General features: G+C 69.5%; 20 protein-coding genes. 17 read left to right on the top strand and 3 right to left on the bottom strand.

Translation table 11 applies throughout. The features are described from left to right. Nucleotides 1-33: 33 nt before the first annotated feature. Nucleotides 34-2,022 carry a putative bifunctional diguanylate cyclase/phosphodiesterase gene (locus ACFQO7_RS06700; RefSeq protein ID WP_376805599.1) on the bottom strand — a complete coding sequence of 663 codons (1,989 nt, stop codon included), beginning with the start codon at nucleotides 2,020-2,022 and terminating at the stop codon, nucleotides 34-36. A gap of 225 nt (nucleotides 2,023-2,247) precedes the next feature. Here ACFQO7_RS06700 and ACFQO7_RS06695 point away from each other — a divergent pair, with 225 nt between their 5' ends. The 11 genes from ACFQO7_RS06695 to ACFQO7_RS06645 all read left to right on the top strand — a co-directional run bounded on the left by ACFQO7_RS06695 (nucleotide 2,248) and on the right by ACFQO7_RS06645 (nucleotide 9,786). Then, entirely contained in the window at nucleotides 2,248-3,432 is a 1,185-nt protein-coding gene (locus tag ACFQO7_RS06695; RefSeq protein ID WP_376805598.1) for a branched-chain amino acid ABC transporter substrate-binding protein, read from the top strand. 28 nt (nucleotides 3,433-3,460) lie between these two features. After that, entirely contained in the window at nucleotides 3,461-4,252 is a 792-nt protein-coding gene (locus tag ACFQO7_RS06690; RefSeq protein WP_376805597.1) for a class I SAM-dependent methyltransferase, read from the top strand. Between the two features lie 166 nt (nucleotides 4,253-4,418). Next, a complete protein-coding gene (locus tag ACFQO7_RS06685; RefSeq protein WP_376805596.1) occupies nucleotides 4,419-4,790 on the top strand; it encodes a hypothetical protein in 372 nt (123 codons plus the stop codon). Nucleotides 4,791-5,192: 402 nt separating this feature from the next. Further along, a complete protein-coding gene (locus ACFQO7_RS06680; RefSeq protein WP_360538299.1) occupies nucleotides 5,193-5,570 on the top strand; it encodes a hypothetical protein in 378 nt (125 codons plus the stop codon). An 8-nt stretch (nucleotides 5,571-5,578) separates the two neighbouring features. Then, nucleotides 5,579-6,550, top strand: a complete 972-nt coding sequence (locus ACFQO7_RS06675) for a hypothetical protein (protein WP_376805595.1) — start codon at nucleotides 5,579-5,581, stop codon at nucleotides 6,548-6,550. Between the two features lie 53 nt (nucleotides 6,551-6,603). Further along, the gene (locus ACFQO7_RS06670) at nucleotides 6,604-6,984 is read left to right on the top strand and encodes a roadblock/LC7 domain-containing protein (RefSeq protein ID WP_376805594.1); all 381 of its coding nucleotides are present in this window, start codon (nucleotides 6,604-6,606) and stop codon (nucleotides 6,982-6,984) included. A gap of 41 nt (nucleotides 6,985-7,025) precedes the next feature. Then, nucleotides 7,026-7,397 (top strand): hypothetical protein, encoded by a 372-nt coding sequence (locus ACFQO7_RS06665; RefSeq protein ID WP_203698751.1) that lies wholly within the window; start codon nucleotides 7,026-7,028, stop codon nucleotides 7,395-7,397. Nucleotides 7,398-7,713: 316 nt separating this feature from the next. After that, a complete protein-coding gene (locus tag ACFQO7_RS06660) occupies nucleotides 7,714-8,139 on the top strand; it encodes a DUF6232 family protein (RefSeq protein WP_376805593.1) in 426 nt (141 codons plus the stop codon). A 128-nt stretch (nucleotides 8,140-8,267) separates the two neighbouring features. Continuing rightward, the gene (locus ACFQO7_RS06655) at nucleotides 8,268-9,203 is read left to right on the top strand and encodes a helix-turn-helix domain-containing protein (RefSeq protein WP_376805592.1); all 936 of its coding nucleotides are present in this window, start codon (nucleotides 8,268-8,270) and stop codon (nucleotides 9,201-9,203) included. Between the two features lie 57 nt (nucleotides 9,204-9,260). Further along, a complete protein-coding gene (locus ACFQO7_RS06650; RefSeq protein WP_376805591.1) occupies nucleotides 9,261-9,461 on the top strand; it encodes a DUF397 domain-containing protein in 201 nt (66 codons plus the stop codon). Between the two features lie 130 nt (nucleotides 9,462-9,591). Continuing rightward, entirely contained in the window at nucleotides 9,592-9,786 is a 195-nt protein-coding gene (locus ACFQO7_RS06645; RefSeq protein WP_376805590.1) for a DUF397 domain-containing protein, read from the top strand. A 120-nt stretch (nucleotides 9,787-9,906) separates the two neighbouring features. On the opposite strand, the gene ACFQO7_RS06640 is transcribed toward ACFQO7_RS06645, so the two are convergent. Continuing rightward, a complete protein-coding gene (locus tag ACFQO7_RS06640) occupies nucleotides 9,907-10,833 on the bottom strand; it encodes a site-2 protease family protein (protein ID WP_376805589.1) in 927 nt (308 codons plus the stop codon). Between the two features lie 71 nt (nucleotides 10,834-10,904). Between ACFQO7_RS06640 and ACFQO7_RS06635 the strand changes: the two genes are divergently transcribed. Then, nucleotides 10,905-11,585, top strand: a complete 681-nt coding sequence (locus ACFQO7_RS06635; RefSeq protein WP_376805588.1) for a VOC family protein — start codon at nucleotides 10,905-10,907, stop codon at nucleotides 11,583-11,585. A gap of 51 nt (nucleotides 11,586-11,636) precedes the next feature. Here the strand turns inward: ACFQO7_RS06635 and ACFQO7_RS06630 are convergent, their stop codons facing one another. Continuing rightward, on the bottom strand, nucleotides 11,637-12,194 hold the full coding sequence (locus tag ACFQO7_RS06630; RefSeq protein ID WP_376805587.1) for a TetR/AcrR family transcriptional regulator: 558 nt from the start codon (nucleotides 12,192-12,194) through the stop codon (nucleotides 11,637-11,639). Nucleotides 12,195-12,249: 55 nt separating this feature from the next. On the opposite strand from ACFQO7_RS06630, the gene ACFQO7_RS06625 reads away from it, so the two are divergent. The 5 genes from ACFQO7_RS06625 (at nucleotide 12,250) to ACFQO7_RS06605 (ending at nucleotide 18,256) form a co-directional block, all read left to right on the top strand. Then, nucleotides 12,250-13,311: an FAD-dependent monooxygenase gene (locus ACFQO7_RS06625; RefSeq protein WP_376805586.1), complete on the top strand. Its 1,062-nt coding sequence runs from the start codon at nucleotides 12,250-12,252 to the stop codon at nucleotides 13,309-13,311. 206 nt (nucleotides 13,312-13,517) lie between these two features. Next, nucleotides 13,518-14,573 carry a LacI family DNA-binding transcriptional regulator gene (locus ACFQO7_RS06620; protein WP_465252380.1) on the top strand — a complete coding sequence of 352 codons (1,056 nt, stop codon included), beginning with the start codon at nucleotides 13,518-13,520 and terminating at the stop codon, nucleotides 14,571-14,573. 357 nt (nucleotides 14,574-14,930) lie between these two features. Further along, nucleotides 14,931-16,289, top strand: a complete 1,359-nt coding sequence (locus ACFQO7_RS06615) for an ABC transporter substrate-binding protein (RefSeq protein ID WP_376805584.1) — start codon at nucleotides 14,931-14,933, stop codon at nucleotides 16,287-16,289. Between the two features lie 105 nt (nucleotides 16,290-16,394). Next, the gene (locus ACFQO7_RS06610) at nucleotides 16,395-17,357 is read left to right on the top strand and encodes a carbohydrate ABC transporter permease (protein WP_376805583.1); all 963 of its coding nucleotides are present in this window, start codon (nucleotides 16,395-16,397) and stop codon (nucleotides 17,355-17,357) included. Between the two features lie 11 nt (nucleotides 17,358-17,368). Further along, the gene (locus ACFQO7_RS06605) at nucleotides 17,369-18,256 is read left to right on the top strand and encodes a carbohydrate ABC transporter permease (RefSeq protein WP_376805582.1); all 888 of its coding nucleotides are present in this window, start codon (nucleotides 17,369-17,371) and stop codon (nucleotides 18,254-18,256) included. Nucleotides 18,257-18,339: the final 83 nt, after the last annotated feature.

Here is an 18,339-nt window from a genome sequence, read left to right as displayed (position 1 = left end):
GCCGTGCCCGCACCGGCGCGGCGGGCGCGGCGGTCACGGATTGAAGGCCGCCGCGGTCTGCGTCTGCACCGTGGTGGCACCACGGCGGGTGGGCGGTTTGAGCGTGGTCCGGGCGGTGTCCTGCGCCTTGCGGATCTCCGCCATCAGCTCGTCGGCCGGCACCGGGTAGGCCAGCGCGAAACCCTGCACCTGGTCGCAGCCCAGGTCGTCGAGGATCGCCAGCGCGGTGAGATCCTCCACACCCTCGGCCGTCACGAACAGGCCGAGGTTGTGCGCCAGCTCGATGGCGCTGCGCACCAGGATGGCGTCGCCGGGGTCGGTGGCCAGATCGTGGATGAAGGTCCGGTCGATCTTCAACTCGTCCGCGGCGAGCAGCTTGAGCTGGCTCAATGAGCTGAAGCCGGTGCCGAAGTCGTCGATCGAGACCTGCACCCCGTCCCGGCGTACTCGGCGCAGTGCGTCCTGGGCCCGTCCGGGGTCGGTGGTCATCCCGCTCTCGGTGATCTCCAGACGCAGCAGCGTGGCGGGCAGCCCGTGCTCGGCCAGGGCCGACCGCACCTCGCCGACGAAGGCGTCGTCGAGCAGGCAGTTCGGCGACACGTTGACGGAGACGGTCATCGGCCGGCCCTGCGCGCACCAGTGCGCGGCCTGCTTCACCGCGATGCGGAGCAGGTGGTAGGTGAGCGGGATCTCCAGACCGCCGGTCTCCGCGACGCCGAGGAACGCGCCCGGCGACAGCAGCCCGAGCTGCGGGTGCCGCCAGCGCACCAGCGCCTCGGTGGCGCTGACGGTGGCGTCGGCGAGGCGCACCTGGGGCTGGTAGTACAGCACCAGCTGGCCGTCGGGGTCGCCGTCGGTGAGCAGCGCGCGCAGGTCGCCGAACAGGGCCATGCGGCCGGGCTGGTCGGTGTCGACCTCCGGGTCGTACAGGGCGACGCCCTTGCCGCTGGTCTTGGCCCGGTACATGGCGGCGTCGGCGTGGCGCAGCATGTCCTCGGCGCAGGTGCCGGGGCGGCCCAGCACCATGCCCACGCTGCCGCTGACGGCCGCGGAGCCCGCGGGCAGCAGGTAGTTGCGGCGCAGCGCGCCGGTGGCCCGCTCGGCGATCTCGACGGCCCCCTCGGCGGACGTGACGCTGGGCAGCAGCACGGCGAACTCGTCGCCGCCGAGCCGGGCGACGGTGTCCCCGTCGCGGACCACCTTGCGCAGCCGGTGGCCGGTCTCCACCAGCACGTCGTCGCCGGCCTGGTGGCCGAGGGTGTCGTTGACGGCTTTGAACCCGTTCATGTCGATCAGCATCACGGCGAGCTGTTCGGCGTCGGGGCGGGCCGGGTCCAGGGCGTCCTCCAGCCTGCGCTGGAACAGCAGGCGGTTGGCCAGCCCGGTGAGCGGGTCGTGCAGGGCCTGGTACTGGCTGACCTCGGCGTGCTGGAGCACACGGCGCTGGTAGCCGAGCATGACCCGCCAGATCGCGGCGACCAGGCCCAGGCCGACGGCGAACCCGACGACCGTCGCGGCGAACATCCGGGTCTGCACCTTGCGCAGGTCGGCGACGAGCTTCTGGGCCTGTGTGTGGTGGTCTCGGGCGACTTCGGTGATGTCGTGCTGGAGTGTGTAGTACGCCGGAGTGACCTCCAGGCGGTCCTGCTGGACGGCCTCGGGGTTGCGGTCGGTCACCATGATGATCAACTCATCCGCGGCCTGCCGGTATGCCGACTGCTCGGCCTGCAGCCGCAGCGCGTCCTCCAGCGCCGGCCCCGTGCTCAGCTCCACCGCCCGGCGCAGCGTGGCGTCGGCCTGCGCGGCCGACTCCAGGTAGCGGGCGCGGCTGGCCACCGACGGTTCGAGCTGGTAGTGCCGGGCCTGCATCTCCTGCACCGCCACGGCGGCGCTGGCCTCGCTGAAGATGGCGTCGAGCACGAGCGCCTGGCTCTGCACCTCGGTGGCCCGGGTGGCCTGGAGCGTGCCCCACAGCGTGAACGCGCCCAGCCCGCAGAGCACCGCGGCGAGCGCGGCGGTCATACCGAGGCTGCGACGGGGCCGCAGCACCGGATCAGCCCGGCGGGCGGCCCTGCCTCGCCTGCCGAGCCGTTCGACGGCCCGCCTCCAAGACGGCCAGTGCATTTTTCGGGGGTCCTCCTCCGAGCGACCTGGCGACCGCTCCATTCGGGTCTTGTCCGGTAGTCAACGCGATCTTCCACGCGGCAATTCCGGCTTATCCCGCGAACTCTGATAATAATTCACGATATGGACATCCTCCACGGACCGCGAATGCCGCGCCGGCTACGTACGGCGGTGGTGCTGCTGGCCACCCTGCTGCTGGGTGGTGTGGCCGCCTGCAGCCAGCCCGAGGAAGCGGACAAGACGCCCGAAGTCATCCGACTCGGCGCACTCGTCCCGCTGACCGGCGACAACGCGCCCACCGGGCAGCGCCTGCTGGAGGCGTTCCAGATAGCGGTCAAGGACGTCAACGACGCGGGCGGGGTGCTCGGCCGCAAGATCGAGTTGGCGGTGGGCGACGACGCCTGCGACCCCGGCACCGCCGTGGTGAAGGCGAACGAGATGACCGGGCGGGACATCACCGTCTCCGTCGGCGGCGGGTGCAGCGTGGCCGCGGTGCCCACGCTGAAGGTCTTCCGGACCGCCGGCATTCCGATGATCATCCCGGCGGCGAACTCGACCGACCTGCTCGCTCCCGGCTACGACAGCGTCTTCCTGCTCGCCGGAACCACCACGATCGAGGCGGACCGGGCCGTCGACGCGATGGAGAAGCTCGGCCGCCGCCGGCTCCTGGTGATCGACGACGGCACCAGCTTCCCGCAGACCATGGCCGCCGCGGCCGTCGCCAGCGTCGAGAAGGACGGCGGACCGCTGACCCTGGCCGGGCAGATGAAGGTCAGCCAGGGCGCGACCAGCTACCCCCGGGTGCTGGAGAAGGTCAAAGAGGTCGACGCCGACCTCGTGTTCTTCACCGGGTACTACCCCGAGGCCGGCCGGATGATCCGCGACCTGCGCGACGGCGGCTACCGCGACACGATCATGCTGTCCGACGCGGGCACCGACCCGACCCTGTTCGACGTGCTCGACGACAAGCAGGCCGAGGGCGTCTACGGCATCACCCTGCCACTGGCGCAGTTCGAACCCAAGGCCGACGCCTGGGCGGCGAAGTACCGGGCCTCGTACGGCCACGAGCCGGGGCCGTTCACCATGCAGGGCTACGACGCGGTACGCCTGGCGGCCAACGCGATCCAGCGCGCGGGCACGACCGACCGCGAGGCCGTACGCAAGGCGATCGCCGACACCAAACCCGGCGACATAGAACTGCTCTCCGGACCGGCGCAGTTCAGCGCGAACGGCACCCAGCCGAACCCCACCTTCGTCCTGCTGCAGATCAAGAACGGGGCCTTCACACTGGTCCGCGAAGTCAGCTGAGTCGGACGGCGGTCGTATCCTCGTTCGCGTGGCGGATCTCTGGACGGCAGGCGTTGCGTACGAGGTCTACATGGGCCGGTGGAGCGCGCGGATCGCGGACGCGTTCGTGCGCCTGCTGGCGGTGCCGTCCGGGCGCAGCTGGCTGGACGTGGGCTGCGGCACCGGCGCGCTGACCGCCGCGGTGCTCGCGCGGGCCGAGCCGTCCCGGGTGACCGGAGTCGATCCCGCGGAAGGTTTCCTGGCCCACGCGCGCACCCGCGTCACCGATCCGCGAGTGACGTTCTACAGCGGCGGCGCCCGGTCGCTGCCGGTGCCCGACGGCTCCTTCGACGCCGTGGTCAGCGGCCTGATGCTCAACTTCGTGCCCGAGCCCGAGCAGGCCGTGGCCGAGTGCGTGCGCGCCGCGGCGCCGGGTGGCACGGTCGCCGCCTACGTCTGGGACTACGCCGAGGGTATGGCGCTGCTGCGGCATTTCTGGGATGCGGCCGCCGCGGGCGACCCGGCCGCCGCACCGCTCGACGAGGGCCGCCGCTTCCCGCTGTGCCGACCCGAGCCCCTGGCGGACCTGTGGACCCGTGCGGGCCTGTCCGCCGTGACGGTGCGCCCGGTCGAGGCGGTCGCCGTGTTCACCGACTTCGCCGACCTGTGGACGCCGTTCCTCGGCGGGCAGGGCCCCGCACCCGGGCACGTCGCCACGCTGTCCATCGCCGACCGGGACGCGTTGCGCGACCGGCTCCACGACGCGCTGCCCGTCGCCGCCGACGGATCCATCACACTGCCCGCACGGGCCTGGGCCGTCAGCGGCGTACGCCCCAGCTGACCTGGACAGACGTTCCGCCGGCGGCCGTCCGGGCCCGGCCGGAACGCGCCGCGTGCCGTCATGTCCCCTCCGGACGGAGGTTAGCGGCCCGCTGAGCGGGTATCCGGTTCGCAACGGGCCGCCGTTCCCTTCAGGCGTGCTCGGCGCGACAGAGGAGGGCAGCTCAATGGCTAAGAACAGCAACGGAGTCGCCGCTTCGGCGGAGCAGCTCAAGCACACCCTGGCCGAGTCGGGCCGCGCGGTCGCCGCGCAGGCCGGTGAGGTCGGGCACACGCTGGCCGAGTCGGGCCGCACCGTCGCCGCACAGGCCGGTGAGGTCAAGGACCAGGTCGCTGCGACGGCGGTGCTGGCCAAGGACAGGGCCGGCGAGGTCGTGCACGACCTGGCCGACCGGATGCCGTCCAGCTCGCAGGAGTGGGAGGAGATGGGCCGCGACGTGATGCACAGCGTCCGCCGCAACCCGCGACCCTGGCTCATCGGCGCGGCGGTGGTCACCGTCGTCTGGTGGCTGGGCCGCAAGTCCAAGCGGTCTCACTGATCGCGAGCAGTGCCGCACCAGCCGGGCGGGTCGTGTCACCGGACACGGCCCGCCCGTCGTTTGTGTGGAGTACGACGCTGGTCGCCATAGGACAGTCCGTTGCGCGACGCAACCCCGTGGTGACGGACAGCTTGTGCGATTCGTCGAGGTGGAACGTGCGTAACCTGCCGAGCGGTCGGGAGTTGGTGAGGCTCCCGGCATTCCTGCTGTCGGACTGTCTATATACGACTTCAATGGCCTTTCGGGCGGAAGTTGCGAACGAATAGTTTCTCACCTGAACCATCCTTTATCGCGGTCACCTGTTGTAGTCTTCACCGAGCTAATCGTTACCGCCGTGGTGTTTTCGTGTGTTCGGTGGCGACGTGAATCGTGGGTGGCGTCATGAATCTCTGGGGAGCGGGTGTGCTTGACATCGACGAATGTCTTCACCGTCTGATGGCCCTCCAGGGCGTCCACGGCGCCAGTCTCATCGATTTCCCCAGCGGCTCGGTCATCGGCGCGGCCGGGCGCGGGCCGGGCAGTCGCGACGACACCCCCGCCGACGCTGTCGGCATGATCCACGCGACCATGCAGACCGCCGCGTTCGCGACGGTCGGCCAGCCCGCCCACGTCGAGGACATCGTGATCACAGCGGGCAACGGATACCACGTCATGCGGCTGCTCTCGACGGAGGTCGAAGCGCGCCTGGTGCTCTACGTCTGGCTCGACCGGGCGGTCGGCAACCTGGTCATGGCGCAGCGGCAGCTCAGCGCGATCGCGTCCCAGTTCAGCGCGAACTGACCCGGCGCATGTCGAAGAGCTCACGCCCGCCGCTGCTGCGGGAGTCCCTGGAACCGTGGTGCGCGGCGGGGGTGACCGGCGCGCTGCGTGTCCTCGACCCGCCCGGCGGTGTCGTGTACGTCGTCGACGGCCGGATCGCCTACGCCGAGACCCCCGTCGCGTCCGGAGTGGAACGGCTGCTCACCGCCTCCGGCAGGCTGCCCGCCGACGCCTGGCGGGCCGCCGTCACCGCGGGCCGCGCCCAGCACCGCATCGGGCCCGAACTCGTCGACGCAGGCCTGGTCACCCAGACCGAGCTGGAAGCCCTCGGCGTGATCGCCCTGCACGACGCGGCATTCTTCCTGTTCGACCTCGTGGTGTCGGCGCACTTCGAACACCGGGTCCGGCACCCCGTCGGCCACCTGCGCACCCTCGACCTGCGCTCGGTCTGCCAGGAGGTCGACCGGCGCAAGCGGCTGCTCGCCGACGCCTGGCCGGACGCCGCCATCGACACCGCCGCCGTGCTGCCCCAGCGCCGGCTGCGCTCCCAGTGCGTGGCGCTCACCGCGCTGCAGTGGGAGGTGGTGGCCAACGCCGACCGCCGCCGCAGCCCGATCGACCTGGCCCGGCTGCTCGGCCGCGACACGTTCACGGTCATGCTCGAAGTGCGCCGGATGGCGCGCACCGGCCTCGTGGAGCCCGGACGTCCCGGCGGCTCCGCGGCGGCCGAGTCCGTCGCCACGGTGCGCGCGAAAGCCGCCGCCGACGTGGCCACGACCGCGCTGCCCATCGTGCAGTCGGCACGACACGCGAGGCCCGAACCCGAACCTGAACCCGAGCGCGACCCCGACCCGCCTGCCGCTCAGGCTCCACACGTCCCGCTGCCGCGGCGAGCCCTGCGCCACGAGCCCGCCCCGCGCCCCGAACTCGCCGGCATGCCGGACACCCGCGTGTCCGAGCAGATCCTCACCCGACTCATCGCGGGGCTGGGGGCGCTGTGATGCGAGACCTTCTGAGATCGGTCCTACGCGGTAGGAGGAGAGGAGTCGTCCCTTTGGCCCCAGACAGTCTGGTGTTCGCCGAGATACGCGAGCTGCGCCTGCGGCTGCCGCACGTGGTCGGCGTACTCGTGGCGAGCGTCGACGGGCTGCTCATCGCGCACGACGCCGAATGTGTCGAGCCGGAGGTGTTCGCGGCGATGTCGGCCGCGCAGCTCGGCCTGGGGCAGCAGATCATCGCCACGGTGCGCTCGGGGGAGTTCCGCGAGACGGTGACCACCGCCAGCAACGGTTATGTCGCGATCTTCGCCGCCGGCGCGTCGGCGCTGCTCACCGTCATCGCCGGGCGCGAACTCAACGTCGCCCGCCTGCACCACGAGGCACGACCCGTGGCCGCACGCATCGGGGAACTCGTACAGCACGTCGAGACCCGCTGAACAACCGACCATCCTTCATCGAACGAAAATGAGGATCCACCATGGCTGACATGGAAAGCTCGCTGCAGGAAGCGATGCAGATCGAGGGCGCGGTGGGCGTCGCGCTCGTGGACTACACCAGCGGCATGGCGCTCGGCGCGCTCGGCAGCTCCAAGGAGATGGACCTGACCATCGCCGCGGCCGGCAACACCGACGTGGTCCGGGCCAAGCTGCGCACCCTGGAGATGCTCAAGCTCAAGGACACCATCGAGGACATCCTGATCACCCTCGGCGTGCAGTATCACGTCATCAGGCCGCTGACCAGCCGCAACACGCAGGGGCTGTTCCTGTACCTGGTGCTCGCGCGGTCTAGGGCCAACCTCGCCATGGCACGGCACAAGCTCAAGACCATCGAGGAGGGCCTGCAGATGTGACCGCCGCCGAACTCATCGCCGATGGCCGAATCCGTTGTGTGTCAGGCCATCGGCGGTGGGGCGGTCGTGATGGGACGTGATTCACTTTAATGTTCGTTCAAATCTGCGGTACCGCAGAGTGCGGTATGGCGATCAACGTGCGTCCATCTCATACTGAGCAGTAAGGAAGCAGAACTGCTTCCTGGAACAGGAACAGCGCCCGGCTGGCACCGAGCGCCGTTCTTGGCCTCGTCCCGCGCAGGGAAGGAGGACTGACTCATGTCAACTTTACGAATGCAACTCTCTCCCTGCAAGGGCTGTTCAAGGGAGAGGGAGGATGCCCGTCTACTACCGGGGGCCATGCGCCCACATCGATCACCGGTACTTCGAGGTGTTCGAGCCTGAGCCCCGCAGGTTCGCGCTCAGCGGCCTGCGTGGCGTGCACATCGTCTGCGTTCCGTCCGGGCGGGACGGCGGTGGCGGAGCCGCCACGCGGCTGTACGCGACGGGCACCGCCGGGGTCGCCGTGGCGACCGTCTGGCCGGCGCTCGGGACTGGGGCGATGTCGGTCGCGGCGACCGTCGCCGCGGCGATCTTGGTGGGGGCCCGCGGGTGCTGGCGCACCAGGGCTCACTCGTTCGAGTTGTACGGGCTCTATCGCGGGGTGTACCAGCTGCTGTTCGCGACCACCGACGAGCGGATGTTCGAGCAGGTCAGACGGGGTCTGGTGCGAGCGATGGAGTATCACGCGGACACGAATTGACATCGCTTTCCATGGGTGGTGTCCAACCGGGATGCCGCGGTGTAACGTCTGTGCGTTGCATCACACAGCGGCATCCCCATCTGCCGTACAGCTAGATCGCGGAACGGGAGACGATCGGGAGGACCGCCATGGTCTCAGGTGACCTGCCTGCGGTTACCCGTGATCGGCATGTGATGGCCAGCGATCTGCCTGCGGTGGCCCGACGACGGCTCCGCCTCGCGATCCGTGCATTGCGGGAAGAGGCCGGGCTGACGCAAGGCGAAGTCGCCACTGCACTCGACTGGTCGCTGTCCAAGGTGCAGCGGATAGAGAGCGGCGAGGTCACCGTCTCCGGCACGGATCTGCGTGCGTTGCTGGACACGCTGGGGGTTGCCGACCCGGCCGCCATCGCCGAACTCGTGCAAGACGCGAGGGCAGCACGTCGTCGGGTTGCGGGCTGGTGGGACACCCCGCGTTACCGCTCACATCTGACACCGGCACTTATGCAACTGATCCAGTTCGAGAGCCAGGCCACGACGATTCGCGTCTTCGCCCCGGCCATGGTTCCGGGTGTCCTTCAGACGCCACGGCACGCTGATGCGGTTCTGGGTTTCTGGAACGGCGAGCTCGGCATGATCACGGACGATCAGCGAGTGGCACGGCTCGAGGTTCGGCTGCGTCGGCGTGAACACATCTTCGATCGCGTGGACCGTCCGACCTTCGTATTGGCGATCGATGAATCGGTTCTGTACCGAACCGCCGGTACCGAGGTCGCGATCGAGCAGTTTCAGCATTTGATGCGGCACGTCACCGATGGCAAGATCATTTTGAGAATCGTGCCCTTCGCCCTGGCCGGGCTGGCCGTCACTCTCGGATCATTCAGCGTGCTGGAACTCGGCAGCGAGAACGACTCCGTTCTGTATCGCGAGAGTTGGGCGACAGACGAAGTCCTTCACGATCCGGTGCTGGTTTCAGACCATCGCCGGATCTTCGAGGCGATTGAACGCCGATCCTACGGCGCCGAACGTTCCAGCCGTCTGCTTGAGGCCCGTATCGCGGCCTTGCGGGCGGAGTTCGATAGTTAGGCGGCTCCGCCGCCGAAGAACCACCTCACCAACACCAGAAGGGATCTGTGTATTCGCGTGTCAAATTTCGAATCTCCTGCCAGTTGGCGCAAGAGCAGCCGCTGTGACACCGGCGCCTGCGTGGAGGTCGCACAGCTGGGGACGGAGATCGGTCTGCGTGACTCGAAGGATCCACGGGGTCCGGTGCTTCGATTCACCCGTCAAGAATTCGCCGCCTTCATCGCGGGGGTGAGGGCGGGGGACTTCGTCGCCGACTGACGCGGTCCCCAACGGACCCGTTCCTCGATCGGAACGGGTCCTTTTCCATGTGCCAATTGTTTAGCGAACGTCGTGAAGACCCTCTCCGCCTAGTACGCTGGGCTGCCGGCAACCGATGAAGGGTCAATCCATGACATCGGACAATCAGCACGTCAGCTGGCGGGTGGGTTCCTATTGCAACGACGGGGCCTGCGTTGAGGTTGGCTTCGACGACCTCGAGGTGCGCATTCGCCGCGCTCGAACGGAAGAACCCGTCGTCGTGTTCACGCGCGACGAATGGTCGGCATTTGTGAGGTCCGCGAAGGAAGGCGAGTTCGACCTCTGATCGCCGGAGAGCGCGATCGGGACCAGGAACAGCGGCAGCCGGCGGTCACTGACGACCGCCGGGACCGATGCTGTTCTCGGTAGCCGTCGCTGGTGGTTGGTCGAAGTCGTGCTGCTCGCGTCACCAGCTCCTCCAGAACTGGAAGAGCTGGCCGCCGTAGCCGGCCAGGCTGCCCGGCACACCGGAGACGTCGAAGAAGAAGATGGTCGCCTCGCCGAACAGGTCTCGCGCCAGCGGGATGTACAGCAGAGCGAAGACGATCAGGATGCCGAAGGGCTTGATCTTGCTCCCCGCGTGGCGCGCACTGGAGGACAGGTAGGGCTCGATCATCCCGTACCCGTCCAGGCCCGGCACCGGCAGCAGGTTGAGGATCGCCGTCGCGACCTGCAGGTACGCGAGGAAGGCCAGCCCCGACCAGAACACCAGGTGGGTGTCCGCCCAGTCGAGGAACGTCGGGCCCGCGAACGCGAGCACCGTGAGCAGCCCGACCGAGGCGACGATGTTCACGGCGGGACCAGCCGCCGATACCAGGGCGTCGCGGAAGCGGTTGCGCAGCCGGTGGTTTTCGATCATCACGGCACCGCCGGGCAGCGGAAGCCCACCGATGAGCAGGTACAGCATCGGCAGCAGCAGGGTGAGCACCGGGTGGCCGTACTTGCGCGGGTCGAGCCGCAGGTAGCCCTTCTCGGCGACGGTGTGGTCGCCACCCCGGTGGGCGGTCAGCGCGTGGGAGAACTCGTGCAGGCAGAGCGTGACCAGCCAGCCCGACAGCCCGAAGAAGAACACGACCAGGGACGGGTGCCCGACGCCGGTCCACATCGCGCCGGCGCTGACCAGCATGACGACGACGAGCGCGACGAAGATGAGCGAGATCCCGCCCCGTGGTTCATGCGCGCGCCAGGGTCGGGGCGTGCGCGCCGGCCGCAGCGAGGGCATGCGCCGCTGACGGATGACCTGGTTCTCGATCGCCTTGGCGCGCTTGCTCCAGTCCTCCTCGGCCGCGAGCCGGTCGAGTGGATCGTCGTGTTGCCCGTGCCCAGCGCTCATGGCGGGCAAGGCTACCCGAGCCGACCCCATGAACGCTGTACCCGCGCCCCGTGCCCTGGCAGCATCGGGTCATGAGCGAAACGGTCCTCACCCGGCAGCAGGCGTCCGAGGCGGTCACCGGTCACGGCTGGCGGTTCGTGCTCGGTTCACTGTGTACAGCCGTGGCGGTGTCGTCGCTGGCGCAGGCGGCGGAGGTGGCCGCGCTCGCCGTCGCGGCCGCCGGGCCCGGTGCCGAGAACCGTCTGCTGCTCGACCTGCGGGGTGACCGAGTCCTGCTGACGGTGCAGGTGCCCGGCGCGATGCGGGTGACCGGTGGGGAGACCGCGTTGGCGGTACGGGTGTCGGCCGCGTTGACCGAGGCCGGGTACGCCACCGACGCGGTCGGCGGGCCGAAGCGCGTCGTGCAGTTGCTGGAGATCGCGGTGGACGCCCTCGACATCGCCGCGGTGCGCCCGTTCTGGCTGGCCGTCCTCGGTTACGACGAGGTGGGCGACGATCCGGGAGCGGCCGTCGTCGACCCGTACGGCCAGGGTCCGGCGGTGTGGTTCCAGCAGATGGACTCCCCGCGCACCCAGCGCAACCGCATCCACCTCGACATCTCGGTGCCGCACGACGAGGCCGACCGGCGTGTCGCGGCGGCTGTCGCCGCCGGCGGGCGGGTGGTGTACGACCAGGAGGCTCCCGCGTTCCGGGTGCTCGCCGATCCCGAGGGCAACGAGGTGTGCGTGACGACCTGGCTCGGCCGCGACTGACGACCGGCCGTTGCGCGCTGTCGGCGGCGCGAGCGGCCGTTCGACCGGCGGTCAGGTGGTGGTCATGCCGCGCAGTGTGGTGAGGATGGACGGGGTCGGGTCGAAGTCGGGTTCGGGGCAGGCGAGCTGGATCGCGACCAGGCCGTCGACCAGGGCGAGCACCGTCAGGTAGTCGGCGGCGGGGTCGGTGGAGCCGAACTGGGCGAGCCAGGGCTCGCCCCACGCCGCCAGCCGATTCCGCGCCGCGCGGATCTTCTCCTGCAGCCCTGGATGGAACGCCGCCTCGTGGAAGATCGCGTGCCGGGCCAGGGTCAGCGCCTTGGCCGGGCCGGTCACCTCGCCGACCATGTGGCCTATGAGCTGGGCGAACTGTTCCAGCGAGCGGGGCGGACGCTGTCCGGCGAGGCGTGACCACACCGCTGTCTCGATCTCGACGAGCCGGTCGAGGATGCCGCCGACCAGGGCTTCCCGGGTGCGGAAGCTGTTCGACGTCGAGCCTTCCGGCAGCCCGGCCTGGGCGTCGACCGCGCGATGGGTGAGCGCGCGCAGCCCTTTCGTGCCGAGTACGGCGATGGCTGCGTCGAGGATCTGCTCCCGGCGGTCGGACATGAGATTCATACTACAGCTGTAGTGAGGGGCACTACAGCTGTAGTACGTTCGGGCCATGACGAGAACAGCAGCCGTCGTAGGTGGCGGCATCGGCGGTCTGGTGACCGCCATCGGCCTGCGGGCCGCCGGCTGGCAGGTCAAGGCGTACGAGCGCAGCGACACCCTGCCGACCAGCGGCACCGGCCTGGGCATCTGGCCCTCGGCGCTGCGCGCGCTCGACGAGATCGGCATCGGCGCTGCCGTGCGGGCGGCCGGGCTGCCCCAGCGCAACGGGGCGATCCGCCGGCCCGACGGGTCGCGCATCGTCACCCTCGACATGGACAAGGTGCGCGAACGACACGGCGAGCCGGTCCACCTGGTGCCGCGGCCAGCCCTGCTCGGCGTGCTCAGCCAGGCCCTGCCGGACGGGGTGGTCCACTTCGGCCACCCCGTCGGCGACATCGCCGAGCTGCGCCGCGACAACGACGTGGTGGTGGCGGCCGACGGCATCGGCAGCCGGATCCGCACCGCGCTGTTCGGCGAGCGGCACGGCCTGCGCTACGCGGGCGCGACCGTATGGCGCGGCACCGCCGACCTGGACATCGAACTCGGCGGCGAGACCTGGGGCGTCGGCGCCCGCTTCGGAATCACGCCGCAGGGTCCGGGCCGCACCAACTGGTACGCCGTGCTGACCGCCCCCGAGGGCTACCGGCCCGCGCTCGACGACCCCGACGAGCTGCGCCGCGTCTTCGGCCACTGGCACGATCCCATCCCGGCCGTGCTCGACCGGTACGCCACCTCGCACGTCATCCGGCACGACCTGCACCACCTGGCCCCGGCGCTGCCGTCGTACACGGCGGGCAACGTGGCGCTGCTCGGCGACGCCGCCCACGCCATGACACCCGACCTGGGGCAGGGCGCGTGTCAGGCGATCATCGACGGGGTCGCGCTGGCCCGGTGCCTGTCCGGCGACGACGTGGCGGCCGGGCTGCGGGCGTACGACCGCGAGCGCCGCCGCCCCACCCAGCGCCTGGCCACCGCTTCCCTCCTGGTCAACCGCATGGCTCACGCCCGCCGCTTCCTCCCCCTCCGAGACACCACCCTCCGCCTCGCCCTCTCCCTCGGCCCACCCGCCTGACCCCCTCCCATCCGCGTTGATCATGAACTTATGGCACGGCTCGACGGCGTGTCGCCGGCCTAACTTCATGATCGATTGCGCGCCGGGTGGGCGGCGGGGGGTGGCGAGCTGTCGCGTTGGTCAACAGGAGGTTGTGGACACGACGCGCCGCTGACCCTTGCCATAAGTTCATGATCAACACGGCAAAAGGGTGTGCAACGGGTTGCGTGGGGTGGGTTGGTTTTTGCACTGGGTGCTGTAAGGTGTTGGGGGTGACTACGAGCAGGCTTTCGGCGGTGGCGAAGTTCGCGGGGGTGTCTGAGGCGACCGTTAGCCGGGTGCTGCGGGGGAAGCCGGGGGTTTCCCAGGTGACCCGGGATGCGGTGCTGACGGCGCTGGACGTGTTCGGGTTCGCTCGGCCGGAGCCGGTGCGCAGTGAGCGGGCGCGGCTGATCGGGCTGGTGGTGCCGGATCTCAGCAATCCGATCTTTCCGGCGTTCGCCGAGGTGATCGGGGTGTCGCTGATCCAGCGCGGGCTGGTGCCGGTGCTGTGCACGCGTACGTCCGACGGGGTGTCCGAGGCGCACTACATCGAGATGCTGCTGGCGCAGCAGGTCGGCGGGATCGTGTTCGTCGGCAGCAGTTACGCCGACGCGGGGCCGGCCGCGATCAAGCAGCTCACCGAGCGCAGGCTGCCGATAGTGCTGATCAACGCGGCCGACGAGAACCTCGGCGTGGCCCGGATCTGCGTCGACGACACGGGTGCGGCCGAGCAGGCGCTGGCGCACTTGGCGGGGCTCGGCCACGAGAGGATCGGGCTGATCCTGGGGCCGGTCGGGCACGTGCCGTCGGCGCGCAAGCTGGCCGGGTTCGCGAAGTTCTGGGAGGAGCGGGGCGAGACCCGGTGGCGGCGGTGGGTGGACCACACGGTGTTCACCGTCGAGGGCGGCCGGGGTGCGGCGAACCGGCTGCTCGCGGCCGGGTGCACCGGGCTGGTCTGCGCCAGTGACGCGCTGGCGCTGGGCGCGGTGCGGGCCGTGCGCAAGCAGGGCCTGGAAGTCCCGGACGACATCTCCGTGGTCGGCTTCGACGACTCGACCTTCATGGGCGTGACCGATCCGCCCCTGACCACGGTGCGCCAGCCGGTCCGGGCCATGGCCGGCGCCGCGGTGCTCTCCCTGCTGTCGCAGCTGGAGGGCCGCCCCGCGGCTTCCGAAGAGGTGCTCTTCGACCCCGAGCTGATCGTCCGCAGCACCACCGGCCCCTGCCCGGTGCCCGCCTGACCTGCTCCCACCTGCCGCAAGTCTTATAGAGTCGCGCCCTCACGAGCCCCGTGAGGGCGCGACTTTTTAAGACTTGCGGCTCGGGCAGCCCGCCCGGCGATGACGGGATTGCGCAGGTCGGGCCCTTCGGTGAGGGGCGTATTGATGAGTCACGAACTTGCGGTGCAGTGCAAGCCGATGGCAGAGTGGCGATCACGTTTTTGCGTCATCCTCTGGACTTCTGCGCGCGAGCGCGCCTATCCTTCTGCTCACGCCACGGCGCGGTAACCCCCGAGCGACGCGGCTGCAATGCGCGATTAACAAACCGGAGCGCCCCGTCGCTGCCGGAGTGTGCATACAGAAGGGATCGGAGAACCGATGAACCGACGTTTGCTCGGCAAGTCGCTGGCGCTCGCGCTGGTGGCCGGCACGACGATGCTCGGCGCGGCTTGTGCCGCCGAGGAGCCGGAGACCCCCAGCGGTCCGGTGACCATCACCGTCAACGGCATGCCCCCGGCGACGGACGCGGTCAACCGCGCCAACTTCGAGGCCGACGTCAAGGCGTTCGAGGCGAAGTACCCGAACATCAAGATCGACGCCAAAGAGGGGTTCATGGACCCCCAGACGTTCGCCACCAAGCTGGCCGGCGGGCAGCTGGAGGACGTCTTCTACGTCTACCTGACCGACCCGGCGGCCCTGATCGCCAAGCGCCAGGTGCAGGACATCTCGGCGCAGCTGGCCGACTTCCCGTCGATCAAGGACGTAAAGCCGGACCTGATGAAGGTGTTCACCGGCGGCGACGGCAAGATCTACGGCGTTCCGGTGGCCAACTACTCGCTCGGCCTGGTGTACAACCGGACGCTGTTCACCAAGGCCGGCCTCGACCCGGCCAGCCCGCCGAAGACCTGGGAAGAGGTCCGCGAGGCCGCCAAGAAGATCACGGCGCTGGGCAACGGCACCGTCGGCTACGGCGACTACAGCAAGAACAACACCGGTGGCTGGCACTTCACCGCGGAGATGTACTCCATCGGCGGCGACGTGGCGGTCAAAGAGGGCGACACCTGGAAGGCCGCCTTCAACAACGACAAGGGCAAGCAGGTCCTGCAGCAGCTGAAGGACATGCGCTGGACGGACAACACGATGGGCCAGCGCCAGCTGCTGGAGTGGGCCGACCTGCTGCAGATGATGGCCTCGGGCAAGCTCGGCATGTACATCGGCTCCGCTGACAACTTCCCCGTCATCGTGAACCAGTACAAGGCCAAGTACGAGGACTTCGGCCTCGGCGGCATCCCGGGCGGCCAGGGCACCCTGGGCGGCGGCGACGGCTACATGTTCAAGGCGGGCCTCAGCCCGGAGAAGATCAAGGCCGGTCTGACCTGGCTGTCCTTCAAGGGCGGCGCGCTCGACCCGGACCGCATCGCGGCCGACAACGAGAAGGCGGCCGCCAAGGGCCAGCCGGTGGGCCTGCCGCAGCCGAACATCTGGACCGGCGCCTCGCTGGCCAAGTGGGAGGAGGCGACCAAGAAGCACGCCAACATCCCGTCGCAGAACTTCGGCCCGTTCCTGGCCACCGCCACCACCATCCCGCTGAAGCTGGAGCCGCCGCTGGCCCAGCAGATCTACGCGGTGCTGGACACGGCGATGCAGAAGGTGCTGACCGACCAGAACGCCGACATCAGCAAGCTGCTGGCCGACGCCGAGAAGCAGGTCAACCAGATCCTGTCGACCGTCAAGTGACGCGGTAGGGTCCCGGGCCGCGGGGGCGCCGGTGGTGAACGAGCCACCGGCGCCGGCCCGGGACCTGCCTCCCAGGTTCAGCACAGCAGGGAAGGAAGCACGACGATGACGGTGATCGCGCCGCAGAGCTCGGCAGCGGTGACACGGGGGACGGGGCGCGCCGGTGCGCCCGAGGGGCCGGGTTCGGCCCGCGCGGCGCGGCTGCGCCGCAGGATCGGCGACAACCTCCAGGCCTACGCGTTCCTCGCGGCCGGCCTGCTCTGCTTCGCCCTGTTCTCCTGGTATCCGCTGGTCAAGGGCATCATCCTCAGCTTCCAGCAGGACAACTTCGTCACCGACCCGATCTGGGTCGGCATGGACAACTACACGGCCGTGCTCGACGACCCGCTGTTCGCCACCGCCTGGCTGAACACGCTGGAGTTCACCGGCCTGGCGCTGCTGTTCGGGTTCGCGGTGCCGTTCGTGCTGGCGCTGGTCATCAACGAGTTCCGGCACGCCAAGGGCTTCTTCCGGTTCGCGGTGTACCTGCCGGTGATGCTGCCGCCGATCGTCAGCGTGCTGCTCTGGCAGTACTTCTACGACCCCGGCAACGGCCTGTTCAACGCGATCCTGACCGGCGTCGGCCTGCCCGGCTCGGACTGGACCCAGTCGCCGAAGATGGCGATGATCTCGCTGGTGCTGGTCTCGACCTGGGCCAACATGGGCGGCGCGACCATCATGTACCTGGCCGGCCTGGCCGGCATCCCGGGCGAGCTGTACGAGGCCGCCGAGCTCGACGGCGCGACCGTGTGGCAGCGCGTCCGGCACGTGACCATCCCGCAGATGCGCTTCATCATGCTGGTCCTGCTGCTGCTGCAGATCGTCGCCACGATGCAGGTCTTCATCGAGCCGTACCAGCTCACCGGCACCACCAACCCCGAGACGATCACGGTGATGGTGCTGATCTACCGGTACGCGTTCACCATCAACAACGACTTCGGCATGGCCGCCGCGATGAGCGTGCTGCTGTTCATCGTGCTCGGCGCGTTCTCGGCCCTCTACCTGCGGCTCACCCGCAAGGCCGACTGAGAGGATCCCCGATGAGTTCCCTGACGCGATCCCTGATCTCCGACGCCGACCTGCGCCGCGGCCGCGGCCGTCTCGTGTACCGCCTGGTGCTGGGCACGATGGCGGTGCTCTTCGTGCTGATCTTCATCTTCCCGCTGTACTGGATGCTCACCGGCGCGATGAAGACGCCGATCGAGCTGGCGCAGCCGTCGCCGACGCTGTGGCCGACCGAGTGGCACCCCGAGACCTACCTCGACGCGTGGAACCGGCTGGAGATCGGCCGCTACCTGCTCAACACCGCGGGCTACGCGCTCGGCGGCTGGCTGTTCCAGCTGATCGTGGACGTCGCCGCGGCGTACGCCCTGTCGAAGTTGCGGCCGGTGCTGGGCAACGTGGTGCTGGGCGGCATGCTGGCCAGCCTGATGCTGCCGGCCGCGGCGCTGCTGGTGCCGGCCTACCTGACCGTGGCCGAGGTGCCGGTCTTCGGGTTCAACCTGCTCAACACGCCGTGGGCGCTGTGGCTGCCGGGCGCGGCGAACGCGTTCAACATCTACGTGCTCAAGCGCTTCTTCGACCAGATCCCCAACGACCTGCTGGACTCCGCGGGCATCGACGGCGCGGGGCGGCTGCGGCTGCTCTGGCACATCATCCTGCCGCTGTCGCGCCCGGTGCTGGCGGTGGTCTCCATCTTCGCGATCATCGGGTCGTGGAAGGACTTCCTGTGGCCGCTGCTGGTGCTGCAGGAGGCCGAGGGGCAGACCATCAGCGTCGCGCTGAGCCGGTTGGCCAGCACCGGCCGGGTCACCAACAACGAGATGTTCGCGGGCCTCGCGATCGCGAGCATACCCATGGTGATCATCTTCATGGTCTTCCAGCGCAGCATCCTCAACGGCCTGTCCGCCGGAGCCATCAAGGGCTGACCCGGCACACCTGAGACTTCCGGCCGCCCGAGCCGGAAAGAGATCCGCTCACGCACCGCCGCCCGGCTCCGCCATGCCCGGGG

Source organism: Catellatospora aurea, assembly GCF_042663325.1.
GTDB classification, from domain to species: domain Bacteria; phylum Actinomycetota; class Actinomycetes; order Mycobacteriales; family Micromonosporaceae; genus Catellatospora; species Catellatospora aurea.
Note: the sequence above shows the minus strand (reverse complement) of the source record. Positions and strands in the feature narration are given on the sequence as shown.